This window comes from Sphingomonas sp. PP-CC-1A-547, assembly GCF_003610375.1.
Taxonomy (GTDB): Bacteria; Pseudomonadota; Alphaproteobacteria; order Sphingomonadales; family Sphingomonadaceae; genus Sphingomonas.
Map to the genome: position 1 here is coordinate 114,708 of NZ_RAPZ01000016.1, position 12,272 is coordinate 126,979.

The window sequence follows — 12,272 nt, forward strand, 5'->3', positions numbered from 1 at the left end:
CCGAAGCAAAACCGTAACGGTAGTGAAACTATAATGCCGCCAGCCCGCAACATCCGCGTCCTAGAGCCCCGCTCGTTCGGACCGGTCGGTCTGGGGGAGAATACTCGACATGTTGAAACATTCGCGCCTGCTTTGGGCGACGCTGCCGCTTACGCTTGCGGCTCTGGGCGCAACGCAATCGGTTAACGCGCAGACCAGCGCTAGCGCATCCAACACGGAGCAAACCCGCGCCACTGATACCGCCAGCATTCCAGACGCGGACACGACAGGGGATATCGTCGTTACCGGTTCGTACGCGCGAAGCCTCGCCGCGGCGACCGAGACCAAGCGGCAGGCAGGCTACGGCGTGGACGCGATCAACGCGACCGACATCGGCAAGTTTCCGGCGCAGAACGTGGCGGAAGCACTCCAGCTCATTCCAGGTGTCACCATCACGCGTCCCCGCGGCGAGGGGCTGTACGTCAGCGTCCGTGGCTTGGGTCCGCAGTTCCAGAGCACGCTGCTCAACGGACGCCCGGTGGCGATCAATGACCTGATCGAGAATGGCGGCGCCAACGGTCGCCAGTTCCGGTTCGAGATGCTGCCGGCCGAGTTCGTGTCGCAGATCGACGTGGTCAAGACGCCGACGTCGGACATGACCGAGGGCGCGCTGGGCGGCAATATCGACGTCAAGACCTTCCGTCCGCTCGACGTCGGCAACAAGACCACGCTGAACCTGCGCGGCACCTACACGACGCTGACCGACAAGGTGAAGCCCAACGCAACCGCGTTGATCAGCGCCAAGACCGACGACGGCACGTTCGGCATTCTCGCCGGCGCGCAATATTGGGGCAAGGAGGTCCGTAACGACCGCTCCTACAACACCGGCTGGTATCTCGATAAGTTCGCGTCGGCGCTGGGGAAGGGGTTCTACACGCCGGGGCGCACTCGCCCGACTGTGGAGACCGAGGATCGCAAGCGCCTGTCGGGCATGATCTCGGCGCAGTGGAAGCCCAGCCCGGAGCTTGAGACGACGCTCGACGTGCTCGCGACGCGGCTCGACATCGCCTATGACGAATATGGCCTCGACATCTATCCCGACGATGCCAGCGTCGCCGGTCACAAGCCGGTGCTGGTGCCCGGTTCGGTCAAGCTCGACGGCAATAGCGTGGTCGCGGCGACGATCAACGACGTGCGCTTCATGGGCACGCGCGAATACAGCCTCAACCGGCACGATCTGATCACGGTGGGGCTGAAGCAGGCTTGGACACCCGAGGGCTGGAACGTCGTCGCCAACGCCAACTGGTCGTTCGCACATAGCTATCACCCCAGCTACGCCGAGGGCACGGTGCGCAGCCGTATCCAGTTCTTCGCGCCGCTGACCTATGACTCGTCGGGCGGCTACAAGGTGGCTCCGACGATCTCCACGCCGGTCAACGTCCTGGATCCCGCCAATTACACGCTCTACCCGTTCAACATCGCGCCCAAGAACAGCAAGGATTGGGACACGTACGGGCGGCTCGACGTCGATCACGACATGGACGGCCTCATCACCAAACTCGCGGCTGGCGGTGAATATCACTGGCGCAAGCGCGACTATAGCCGTCGCGACTTCACGGTGAACCCGGCGGCGAACACGTCGCTGACCGGTTTTGCACCCAATGGCTTCGAGCAGCTCCCGTTCGATGATTTCCTGTCGGGCGTCGGCGGCAACATCCCGCGCACCTGGCTCGTGCCGATCACCAGCGTGTTCTACGACAAGCTGTTCACCGACGCGATCGCCAACAGCCCGCTGTCGGCGGGCGACCTGCGCGCTTCTTACGTTGTGACGGAGAAGACGGCAGGCGGTTATGTCCGTGCGGACTATGGGTTTCCGGTCGGCAGCGTCGCGGTCACCGGCAATGTCGGCGTGCGCTACGTGCACACCGATCAGGTGGCGAGCGGCAATCTGACCGCGGGTAACGTCGTTACGCCGGCACGCTTCCCGCAGACGTTCAGCAACTGGTTACCGAGCGCCAACCTGCGCGCCGAGTTGACCCGCGATCTGGTCGGGCGCCTCGCCGCCAGTCGCGTGCTCACGCGGCCGAACGTGACGCAGAGCGCACCGCAGATCACCGTCTCGACCGATCAGGCCACGGCAAGCGGCGGCAACCCAGCCTTGCAGCCGTTCCTCGCCACCCAGTTCGACGGCTCGCTCGAATGGTATTTCAACCGCTCGGGATCGCTCACCGGCGCGCTGTTCTACAAGGCGATGGACGACTACATCACCGCGCAGAACATCAACGTCGAGATCCCAGGCCGCGGCACGGTGCTGCTCAGCACGCAGGTCAACGGCGGCAGCGCCAAGGTCTATGGTGCCGAAGCGGCGTACAACCAGGTGTTCACGTTCCTGCCGGCGCCATTCGACGGGCTTGGCGTCCAGGCGTCCTATACCCACACCTCGGTGCAGGCGAGCTACACGGCGGGTGCTCGTCCGATCAAGGATCAGCTGATCGGCTTGTCGAAGAACAGCTTCAACGTCGTCGGCTTCTACGACAAGGGGCCACTGGCAGCGCGGATCTCCTATACCTGGCGCGACAAATATCTGTCGGGCGTCGGCAGCACGACACAGGTGCCAACCTTCGTCGCCGCATTCGGTACGCTGGACGGCAACATATCGGTGCGCGCCACCAACGCGCTGACCTTCAGCGTCGAGGCGATCAACATCGCCAACGCCAACAGCTACAGCTACAACGACAAGGAGATCCAGTTCGGCGAGATCAACAATTACGGCCGCACCATCCTGTTCGGCGTGCGGGCGCAGTTCTGATGCTCAGGTCGATGCTACTTGCCGCCGCCGCGCTGGTTTCGACCGGCGCGGCGGCACAGCGGGCGATGAACGACATCCAGGTGATCGGCTCGCACAACAGCTTCAAGGCACGGATTCCGACGGCGGTGATGGCGAAGATCCGTGCCGCCGACCCGCGGATGGCGGAGGGGCTGGACTATTATCACCTGCCGCTCGCAGAGCAACTCGACCGCGGAGTGCGCCAGATCGAGATCGATACCTTCGCCGACCCCCAGGGCGGGCGCTATGCGTCGCCCAAGGGCGAGGCGTGGGCAAAGGCGGCAGGCGAAACGACGAGCTTCGATCGTGCGGCGATGCTCAAGCCCGGGTACAAGGTCTTCCACATCCCCGACGTGGATTACATCAGCACCTGCGTGACGCTGGTCCGCTGCCTCGGCGAAGTGAACCGCTGGTCGCGCGCGCACCCGCGGCACCTCCCGATCATGATCACCATCAATGCCGCCGACACGCCGTCGCAGCGGCCGGAGATCAGCAGCCCGATACCGCTGGATGACAAAGCTCTGCTCGATGAGCTCGACGGCGAGATCCGTTCCGTGCTGCCGGGTAAGCGTCTGATCACGCCGGACGAGGTGCGCGGTACGGCAGCGAGTCTGCGCGAAGCGGTACATACGCAGGGATGGCCGACATTGGCGGCGGCAAGGGGACGGATCTACGTTCTGCTCGACGTGCGCAAGGCGGTGTCGGATGTCTACCGCGCCGGCCATCCTTCGCTCGCCGGTCGGGCGATGTTCGGCTGGTACCCGGACGACCAGCCCGAGTCCGCCATCCAGATCGTCCAGGACCCGCTGGTCGATGGCGAGCGGATCCGGCGCTGGGTCGGCGAGGGCGTGATCGTTCGCACCCGCACCGACGCCGGCACGGTGGAAGCCCGCAGTCGCGACTATGCCAAGGCGAGTGCGGCGACAGCGAGTGGCGCGCAGGCGGTCAGCACAGACTATTACCCCGGCGCCCCCGACCTGCTGCATGTCGGCTTCGCGGTAACGTTGCCGGGCAAGGCGATGGCGCGCTGCAGTCCGGTGCGTGTGTCCGGCGGTTGCAGCCTGCAACCATGAGGTGCAACTTGACGTCGCGTGGTTTCGGGACTCTGTGTGCCGTCGCCGCGCTGCTGATCGGCTCGATCGCCAGCGCCGCGCCGAAGCGCGTCCTGGTGGTCGAGCGGGCAGTGCTGGTCATGCGCCACGGCATCCGCGCGCCGCTCGACGGCGAGGTGCCGTTGGACACCCGCACCGGTGCACCGTGGCCGGCCTGGCCTGTGGCTGAGAGCCGGATCACCCCGCATGGCGTGCGGGCCCTCGAACGGGTGGCGGCGTACGACCGCCGGTTGCTAGCGGCGCGCGGGTTGATGACGCCAAACGGGTGTCCGGCGGGTGTCGTCCGGATCAGATCGAACAGTTCCGACCGGACCATCGCGAGCGGGCAGGCCTATGCGGAGGGTCTTGCGCCCGGCTGCGATCTCGCCATCGAACATAAACCCCTCGGTACCGCGGACGCGATCTTCGAACCCTTGCGTGCGCGGGGGACGGCCTTCGACGCGCGCGCAGCGATTGCATCCATCAACCGTGAGACGGGCGGCATGGCGGCACTCGCCCGACGTCACGGCGCTGCGCTAGCGCGACTCGATCAGGTACTTGGCTGTACGTCGGTGGAGCGGGGATGCGTACCTGCTGGCACGCCGACGGTCAGCGCAAGCGCCGATGGCCACGATCTCGTGCTGGCGGGGCCGATCCGCGCCGCCTCCGGTATTGCGCAGGTACTGCTGCTGCAGGAGGTCGAGGGTCTGCCACGCGAAAGCGTTGGCTGGGACCGCGCGGATCCTGCGACTATCGAGCAGCTCGGCGCGCTGCATGCCGCCTTGTTCGCCGTGTACACGCATCCGCCCTATATGGCCGCGCATCAAGCCGCCGTGCTCGGCCGCGAGGTGCTGGCATCCTTGTCGTCGATGGGACCGCGGCTGACGGTATTCATGGGGCATGACACCAACGTCACGGCGCTCGCCGCCGCGCTTCGGGTCGATCTGAAAGCGCCGGGCTATGCCACCAACGACGTTCCGCCGGGCGGGGCGCTATTGATCGAACGCCTGCGTGACGCAAGCACCGGTGCCCGGTTCGTGCGGGTGTCGTACCGCACCCAGTCGCCCGAGACCCTCCGGGGGCTCGGGCAATCCGCTTCGCTCGTAGCGTTGAAGATCCCAGGTTGCGCGAGCCTAGTGTGTCCCGCCGCCACATTTTCCCGGCGGCTCGTTTCACACCTGGCTCCGCTGCAAACAGCTCGGTGACACCGCTACGCGACCAACTGCGGACTGGCATTTGGGAAAGCCAATACGCGGCTGAGAAGCTTCGAGACTGCCTTCAGGGGGCAAGCACTAAACTATGATCCCCGGCACGCGTAGGCATGAGGCGACAACCTTGTGCGAGTCGACAGCACCGCCTCTGCGGTAATTCAGCGACCTGCGAGATAGCGCGCAAGCGGATCGATCATATCCTCCGGGATACGACGCGCGATCACCGGCATCGTCGATTGGGACTTCCGCGCGTCAACCACCGTCTCGTCACCGCGCCAGTTGCGGAGGCGTTGGGCGATGTAGCTGGCGCGCTGGCCGGCGAGCACGGGGTAGGGCTTGCCGGGGGCGTGGCAGATCGAGCACGCGGGGAGCTGCACCTTCGGCAACCCCTGGCGGTCGATCCGGGCAGCCGCGGTCGATCCCGATGGCGTGACGCCGCCGATCCCTGGCATTGCCGCGAAGTGATCCGCGAGGCGCGTCATCTCCTCGGGCGTCAGCGTCGCGGCGGCGTTCGCCATCACCGCGCTCTGCCGCTTTCCGGTTGCGTACGCCTCCAGTGCGGCGCGGAGATTCGCCGGGCTCTGCCCACCGAGCACGGGCATGTCGGGCTGGCCGCGGCCACGTCCGTCCACGCCGTGACAGCCTGCGCAGGTTGCGATCTTGGCATCAGTGCCGCCCGGCACTTCGGTCAGCGAGCGATAGGTTGCGGGCGTCATTTCGGGGAGCAGGCGGACGAACGCGACCATGCGGCGGACTTCATCGTCGCGGTCCTTGGCGGCCCAGCCGGGCATGCCGGTGTATTTGACGCCGTGCTTGAGGATCCAGAAGATCTGCTTGTCGGTCCACTCGCGCGCGTTGATCGACAGGTCGGGGGCGGGCGGCGTCGCGGCCTGCATCACCGGGAGCGGTGGCACGCCGGGCGCGCCGTGGCACGAGGCGCAGCTTGCCTTGAACAGGCCGGCGGCACTGACGAGACCTTCTTTCGCCTTGGGATCGTCGGGCGCGGTGACCGCGGCATAGGTGCGGACCGAATTGCGCATCGTCCAGTGGAGGAACCAGTCGGTGATCTTCCAATGGCCCGACGACGCGGCGATGTTGAACACGCCCGACCAGGCGAACAACAGCCCGGCGAGCGCCAGCGCGACGATGGCGGCGGCGGCGCGCGCCCAGGTTATCCGGATCGTCATGCGGTCGCGCTCCGTGTCTTCAACAGTCCGCCGAGCATCGCGAGCCCGCCGATGAAATAACTCGCCGCGCCGACCATCAGCATGACGACGCCGCCGAGTTGCTGGTCTTCAAGTGCGTCGAGGCCGTGTGCTGCCGGGTGCATGGCCGACATCGCGTAGAGCGGGCGCGGGGCGAGGCCGATCAGCGCTCCGAGTAATGTCATGTGCATTGATGTCAGCAGCAATGCGGCAACACCCGACGCGCGGCGGTCGGTTGCACCGCCGACGCGGGTGCCAAGCACCGCGCTCCAGAGGAGGACGCCGGCGATGAGGAAGCTTGCCTGCTCGATGAGCAGCGCGAGCGGCTGCATGTCGACGCGGAGCCTCAGCGCCGGGAGGTGCCAGAGCCACACGACGACGAGTTCGACGAGCGACATTGCGAGCGGGGTGACGATTGCGGGCCAGCGCTCGGCTGGGTCAAAGCGGCTCCCGGCGATCCCGTAGGCCAGGAACGGCGCGGCGACGGCGACCGCTATCATGTGACCCGCCATGTGCCCGACCATCCCGAGCGGTGCTGCGGCGAAGGCCCAGCCGAGCGGGACTAGCGCGGCGCCGAGTGTGAGGCTCACGCGTCTCATCGGCAGTCGCCGAACATGATGACCGGCAGCGCCGTGAAGATCACCGCGACGAAGCTCAGCCCCGCCAGCAACCGCGTCGACAGCGCGAGGAAGCGGAGGCGGTCGATCGCGGTGCCCTGTTCGTGCGGCGCCGGATCGCCGGGCGTCTCCGACTGGACGCGCGCGATATAGCCCGCTGCGACGATCCCCAGCAGCGCCACGACCGTCGCGATCAGCGTCGCCAGCGGGAAGCCGGTCAACGCTGCTCCTGGGGTCGATGATTTCGCGCACGTCACCGCCACCCACAGGTAGCAGAACAGGAAATGCACGGCCCAGATCGTCGGCGGGACGATCAGCGTCCACAACGTCACCTTCAGGTCGCGCGCCCAATGCTTCCGGTCAGACTTGGGCTCTGTCATGCGACACCCGGAAACAGGCCGATCGTGCAGAACGTCACGATCCCGGTCAGCGCGAGGAAGTGATGGTACACGGTGATGTTGCGCAGGTCGGCGTCATAGACTGGCGTCATTTTCCCCGCGAGGCTGCGCGCCAGCGTATAGGCCTGCATGATGAGCCCGATCGCGGCGTGCACCGCAGTCCAGATCGCCAGCGTCCAGACGATTGCGGGGTAGACGTGCAATTCGGGATCGAGCCCCGAATACCACGGTCCCGCTAGCCCGGCGAACAGGCTCGACAGCGTCGCGACGATCCCGACGATCAGCAGCGCACGGCCCGCGGCGACGTTGCCGCGGCGATGCACTTCGCGCGCACCGACGGTCGCGGCCCAACCGGTGAGCGTCAGCGCCAGCGCGACCATCGGCCAGAACACGCCCGGCCCGTTCAGCCCCACCCCGCTCGGCGGGAAATCATTGTGGATCGTCCAGAAGAAGAAATAGCCGAACACGAGCCCCGAGAATGCGGTCGCGTCCGCCATCATCGTGATGAACATCGCCCACCAGCCGGGTGCCGATGGCCCCGAGGTATAGAGCGGCACCTCGATGCCGTGGCCGATATGCTTGGTCGGCTTTTCTGGGATCTCTGCGGTGCCGGTCCACAGCCACCAGAGCACGCACGCAAGCGTCGCGACGCCGCTGACCGCTGACCAGATGTAGAGGTGGTAGGTCGTCAGGATGAACACGCCGGCGAGCGCGACCGCGGTCATCATCGGCTTCACGCTCGGCGTACCGAGGCGGATCACTTGGAGGGGGCGCGCGTCGAGCACGGTCGTGATGATCGACTCGCGCCGCATCTCCTCCGCGTCGGGCAGGAAGAAGCGCCCCTCGTCGACCTTCTGGACGAAGTTCTTCTGGTCCCAGATTGGGTAGCGGCTCTCGATCAGCGGGACCGAGCGGATGCCCCAATCCTCATCGTCGGGCAGTGCGAGCCATTCGAGCGTGCCGGCATTCCACGGGTTGCGCGGCGCCTTTGGACGACGCGGCGACAGCGCGAGATCGATGCAGACGATCAGCACCCCGAGCGCAAACATGTACGAACCCGCGGTCGAGGCGAGGTTGAGCCCGCCGATCCCGAGTTCCTCCGGATAGGTGAACACGCGGCGCGGCATGCCGAGCAGGCCCGACAGGTGCATCGGGAAGAAGGTCAGGTTCATGCCGACGAACATGATCCAGAACGCGATCCGACCGAGCTTGTCACTCAGCTTCTTCCCCGTCACCAGCGGCCAGTAATAATAGAGCCCGGCGAACAACGGCAGCAGCGTGCCGCCGATCAGCACGTAGTGGAGATGCGCGACGATGAAATACGTATCGTGCGCCTGCCAGTCGAACGGCGCGACCGCGACCATCACGCCGGTCAGGCCGCCGATCACGAACACCGCGAGGCTCCCGCTCGCGTAGAGCAACGGCGTCGATTTCTTGACGTTGCCTGCCCAGAGCGTCGCGATGAACACGAATATCTGCACGCCGGTCGGGATCGCCACCGCTTCCGATGCCGCCGCGAAGAAGGCGAGGCTGATCTTCGGCAGCCCGGTCGTGAACATGTGGTGGACCCACAGCCCGAAGCTCAGGAACGCGGTGCCGACCGCAGCCAGAACGATCCACGGATAGCCGAGCAGATGGCGTTGCGCGAACGTCGGGATCAGCATCGCGAACAACGCGATCGACGGCAGGAAGACGATGTAGACTTCCGGGTGGCCGAAGATCCAGAACAGGTGCTGCCACAACAGCGGATCGCCGCCCTTCTCCGCGTTGAAGAACGGCCAGTTGAGCAGCCGCTCCATCTCGAACAGCACGTCGCCGGCGATCAGCGGCGGGAACGCGAACAGGATCATCACCGCGACGACCAGGATGTACCAGGCGTAGAGCGGCATCAGGTTGAGCCGCATGCCGGGCGGGCGGCATTTCAGCACGCCGACGATCAGCTCGACCGCCGCCGCCACCGACGACACCTCGATGAAGCTCAAGCCCAGCATCCAGATGTCCGCGCCGAGCCCACTCAGATCGGTCCGCGTCGTCAGCGGCGGATACATGAACCAGCCGCCATCGGGTGCGGCATCAAAGAAGATCGAGCCTGACACGAAGACGCCGCCGATCAGGAAGCTCCAGTATCCGAACCCCGACAGCCGCGGGAACGGCAAGTCGCGCGCGCCGAGCAGCTGCGGCAACAGGATGATCGACACCGCCTCGAACATCGGTACCGCGAACAGGAACATCATCATCGAGCCGTGCAGCGTGAACAGCTGGTTGAAGGTGTTCGCCGTGACGAGGTCGTTGTTCGGCACCGCCAACTGCGTGCGCATGATCAACGCGAGCACGCCCGCGAACAGCATGAACCCGAACGCGGTCAGCGTGTACCAGACGCCGATCCGGTTGTTGTTGACGTCGGTCCAGTGGAAGAACCAGCCCGAGGGTGGCTTCCACACCGCGCGCAGGCGATCCTCTTGGGCCTTGCGGACGGCGGGATCATTCTGGTCGGGGGCGACGTACGGGGTGCTCTCGGTGGTCATTTGAACCCCTGAAGGTAGCTTGCGATCTGGTCGGCTTCGGCAGGCGACATCTGCGGGAAGGCGGGCATGCGCACGCCGGGCTTGGTCTTGGCCGGGTCGCGGACGAAGCCCGCGATGTTGCCGTGGGTCATCCGCAGCACCCCCGCGGCGAGCGTCGGGCGCGACCCGAAGTGTGTCAGGTCGGGGCCGATCTTGGCGACCGGGCCGACGCCGCGGACGCTGTGGCAGCCGCTACAGCCATAGCTCGCGAAGGCGCGCGCGCCGGGCGAAGCGGTGACGACGGCCGGCTTGCGCTGCTCGGCGAGCCAGCGTTCGAACGCGGCGGGCTCCATCGCGATCACGTCGAACGCCATCAGCGCGTGGCCGAGCCCGCAGAACTCCGCGCAGACGCCGCGGTACGTCCCCGCCTTGGTCGCGCGGACGACGAGGCGGTTGGTGCGGCCGGGGATCATGTCCATCTTGCCCGCCAAGCCCGGCACCCAGAAGCTGTGGATGACGTCGGGGCTGCGCAGCGACAGCTCGACGGTGCGACCGACGGGCAAGCGCAGTTCGTTCGCCGTCTCGACCACCGATCCGCCGGACGGCGCATAGCGGACGCGCCACCAGAATTGCTCGCCCTCGACGCCGATACGGAGGTCGCTGTTGGCAACCTCGCGCGGCCGCATCGCGGGGAGGGCGTAGAGCAGCAGGCCCAGCAGCAGGATCGAAGGACCGATGCCGCCGAGCCAGAGCACCAGCTTCATCCCGCCCTTGTGTGTCAGCCGACCTTCCGGCGCGCGCATCGCGTGGCGCATCAGCAACGCGAGCCCGCCCGCGAGAATGATCGCGCCGATGATCAGGACGATCGTGATCGAGAGGACCTTGTCCGCCTCCTCGCCGAACGGCGCGAGCGTCGACTGGTGCCGGTTGCACGCCGCCAACAGCGGCAGGCACGCGCCCACGGAAAGAAAATTAGCCTTCCGCATCATCACCTTGCCACCCTTTTGAAGCGCGTCCCCTAAACCGGCTGGCAGGGCTGCGTAAACCCAAAATGACAGAAATGTCATGTGGGCATGTCAATCAGAGTAGATCGTGCGAGCGTTTCGCGCAGGCAGGCCACGCCCAATAGATGATTTGCGTAGCTAAGCCTCGGTGGATGGATCGAACCGCCATTTGGCAGCAAGCATCGCCTGCAAAAGATCCACGTAGCTCCACCCTTTGGCGCGGGCGGCGATCGCCGACAGGCAGTCCTGATCTTCGCGCCCCGGCCGGCCCGGCCCCGTCATGTTGGGTTTCATATTGAGGTCGAACAACTTGAAGACACCGTGGCGATCGGCCCGGCAATCGATCCGGATCGCGGTGCGGGCGTCGACCAGCGCGGCCGCCGATACGCAGCTATCGATCATCGCCGCGATTGCGGGATCGCGCAGCCGATCGGGGCTGATCGCGACGCTGTTGGCTGTAACCGGAACGTCGCCATTATACGGCGCTACGCCGCCACGTTGATCGAAGCGGTACACGGGCGGCAACGCCCAGTGCGTCGATGCCCGCGAACCGTCCGGACGCGGAGACGCAGGCGGCATGATGGTGACGGTCATTTCGTCACCGCCAAGAAACTCCTCCACCATTAGCATGTCCCCGAAGGTGGCCGCGTCGATCAACGCTGTCGCGGCATCGCGCAAATCGTGGAGGTTTTCCACCAGGGTGACGCCCTGGCTGCCACGGCCGCGCACCGGCTTGACGATCATCGGAAACGACATGCCGCGGGAAGCACACGCCTGCTCGACATCGGCCAGCGCACAGACGTTTTCCTTGCCCGTGCCGGACAGCAGAAACGATCGCGCTACCGGCAGGCCAGCCTCGGCAAGGAGTTGGTTGGTCTCGAACTTGTCGTCGAACGCCTGCATTGCGGCAGGGATCTGCCCGACGATGTCGAAATCGGCCATCGCCATCTCCAGCGGATGTCCTTCGAACAGGACCGTGTTCGCCCACAGGACCGATGCGCCCGCGGCGCCGGCGCTACGGATGCCCTCGACCGTGTCCGGGAACACCCAGTCGAGCGCCTTGGCAGGGTCGGGCAAGGATGTGGGCGTGACCACATTCACGCCTGCCGTCCGCAATGCGAACGCGATGTCGGCGCCGCCATCCGAATACCCGCCCGGCTTTGCGTCCTTTCGCAATCCGTCGATCAACGGTGGCGGAAGCGCTTGGTAGAGAATGGCGACCGGCGCTGTCTTCATGAATGATCTCCTGCGCGTCGCGCCCTAGCCGGGAGCGGCACGGCAGGGCAAATGGCTCAATTTGCTCCGATGGTGCGAAGCTGTCGACATCGGCAGTGAACGTCCGCTTCTCTATCGCGGCCTGAGTCAACAGGCGCAGACCACTCTCCGCCGCCGCGAGTGCGCCGGTTTGAGGAATTGGTAGGCGACGAAAATACAAA

General features: G+C 65.9%; 9 protein-coding genes. 3 read left to right on the forward strand and 6 right to left on the reverse strand.

Going from position 1 to position 12,272, the window contains the following annotated elements:
• The first annotated feature begins 109 nt into the window (after positions 1 to 109).
• Genes C8J39_RS17865 through C8J39_RS17875 form a run of 3 tightly spaced genes read left to right on the forward strand, consistent with a single transcriptional unit; the run spans position 110 to position 5,102 of the window.
• Positions 110 to 2,788 carry a TonB-dependent receptor gene (locus tag C8J39_RS17865; RefSeq protein WP_120301677.1) on the forward strand — a complete coding sequence of 893 codons (2,679 nt, stop codon included), beginning with the start codon at positions 110 to 112 and terminating at the stop codon, positions 2,786 to 2,788.
• On the forward strand, positions 2,788 to 3,879 hold the full coding sequence (locus tag C8J39_RS17870; RefSeq protein WP_120301678.1) for a Ca2+-dependent phosphoinositide-specific phospholipase C: 1,092 nt from the start codon (positions 2,788 to 2,790) through the stop codon (positions 3,877 to 3,879). Before C8J39_RS17865 ends, C8J39_RS17870 begins: the two co-directional genes overlap by 1 nt.
• A complete protein-coding gene (locus C8J39_RS17875) occupies positions 3,876 to 5,102 on the forward strand; it encodes a histidine-type phosphatase (RefSeq protein WP_120301679.1) in 1,227 nt (408 codons plus the stop codon). Before C8J39_RS17870 ends, C8J39_RS17875 begins: the two co-directional genes overlap by 4 nt.
• 164 nt (positions 5,103 to 5,266) lie before the next feature.
• On the opposite strand, the gene C8J39_RS17880 is transcribed toward C8J39_RS17875, so the two are convergent.
• The 6 genes from C8J39_RS17880 to C8J39_RS17905 all read right to left on the reverse strand — a co-directional run bounded on the left by C8J39_RS17880 (position 5,267) and on the right by C8J39_RS17905 (position 12,072).
• Entirely contained in the window at positions 5,267 to 6,295 is a 1,029-nt protein-coding gene (locus C8J39_RS17880) for a c-type cytochrome (RefSeq protein WP_120301680.1), read from the reverse strand.
• Positions 6,292 to 6,912: a cytochrome c oxidase assembly protein gene (locus C8J39_RS17885; RefSeq protein WP_120301681.1), complete on the reverse strand. Its 621-nt coding sequence runs from the start codon at positions 6,910 to 6,912 to the stop codon at positions 6,292 to 6,294. Before C8J39_RS17885 ends, C8J39_RS17880 begins: the two co-directional genes overlap by 4 nt.
• Positions 6,909 to 7,310, reverse strand: a complete 402-nt coding sequence (locus C8J39_RS17890) for a hypothetical protein (protein WP_120301682.1) — start codon at positions 7,308 to 7,310, stop codon at positions 6,909 to 6,911. The genes C8J39_RS17885 and C8J39_RS17890 overlap by 4 nt, the downstream gene beginning before the upstream one ends.
• Positions 7,307 to 9,853 carry a cytochrome c oxidase subunit I gene (gene ctaD / locus C8J39_RS17895; RefSeq protein ID WP_120301683.1) on the reverse strand — a complete coding sequence of 849 codons (2,547 nt, stop codon included), beginning with the start codon at positions 9,851 to 9,853 and terminating at the stop codon, positions 7,307 to 7,309. The genes C8J39_RS17890 and ctaD overlap by 4 nt, the downstream gene beginning before the upstream one ends.
• Complete coding sequence (gene coxB / locus C8J39_RS17900) at positions 9,850 to 10,821, reverse strand: cytochrome c oxidase subunit II (RefSeq protein WP_310793846.1); 972 nt, start codon at positions 10,819 to 10,821, stop codon at positions 9,850 to 9,852. Before coxB ends, ctaD begins: the two co-directional genes overlap by 4 nt.
• Positions 10,822 to 10,974: 153 nt before the next feature.
• Positions 10,975 to 12,072, reverse strand: a complete 1,098-nt coding sequence (locus C8J39_RS17905) for a biotin carboxylase (protein WP_120301684.1) — start codon at positions 12,070 to 12,072, stop codon at positions 10,975 to 10,977.
• Positions 12,073 to 12,272: the final 200 nt, after the last annotated feature.

Bases quoted from the DNA above. Each gene is read 5' to 3' on its own strand.
- C8J39_RS17865 (WP_120301677.1), top strand. From the start codon at position 110: ATGTTGAAACATTCGCGCCTGCTTTGGGCGACGCTGCCGCTTACGCTT.
- C8J39_RS17870 (WP_120301678.1), top strand. From the start codon at position 2,788: ATGCTCAGGTCGATGCTACTTGCCGCCGCCGCGCTGGTTTCGACCGGC.
- C8J39_RS17875 (WP_120301679.1), top strand. From the start codon at position 3,876: ATGAGGTGCAACTTGACGTCGCGTGGTTTCGGGACTCTGTGTGCCGTC.
- C8J39_RS17880 (WP_120301680.1), bottom strand. From the start codon at position 6,295: ATGACGATCCGGATAACCTGGGCGCGCGCCGCCGCCGCCATCGTCGCG.
- C8J39_RS17885 (WP_120301681.1), bottom strand. From the start codon at position 6,912: ATGAGACGCGTGAGCCTCACACTCGGCGCCGCGCTAGTCCCGCTCGGC.
- C8J39_RS17890 (WP_120301682.1), bottom strand. From the start codon at position 7,310: ATGACAGAGCCCAAGTCTGACCGGAAGCATTGGGCGCGCGACCTGAAG.
- ctaD (WP_120301683.1), bottom strand. From the start codon at position 9,853: ATGACCACCGAGAGCACCCCGTACGTCGCCCCCGACCAGAATGATCCC.
- coxB (WP_310793846.1), bottom strand. From the start codon at position 10,821: ATGATGCGGAAGGCTAATTTTCTTTCCGTGGGCGCGTGCCTGCCGCTG.
- C8J39_RS17905 (WP_120301684.1), bottom strand. From the start codon at position 12,072: ATGAAGACAGCGCCGGTCGCCATTCTCTACCAAGCGCTTCCGCCACCG.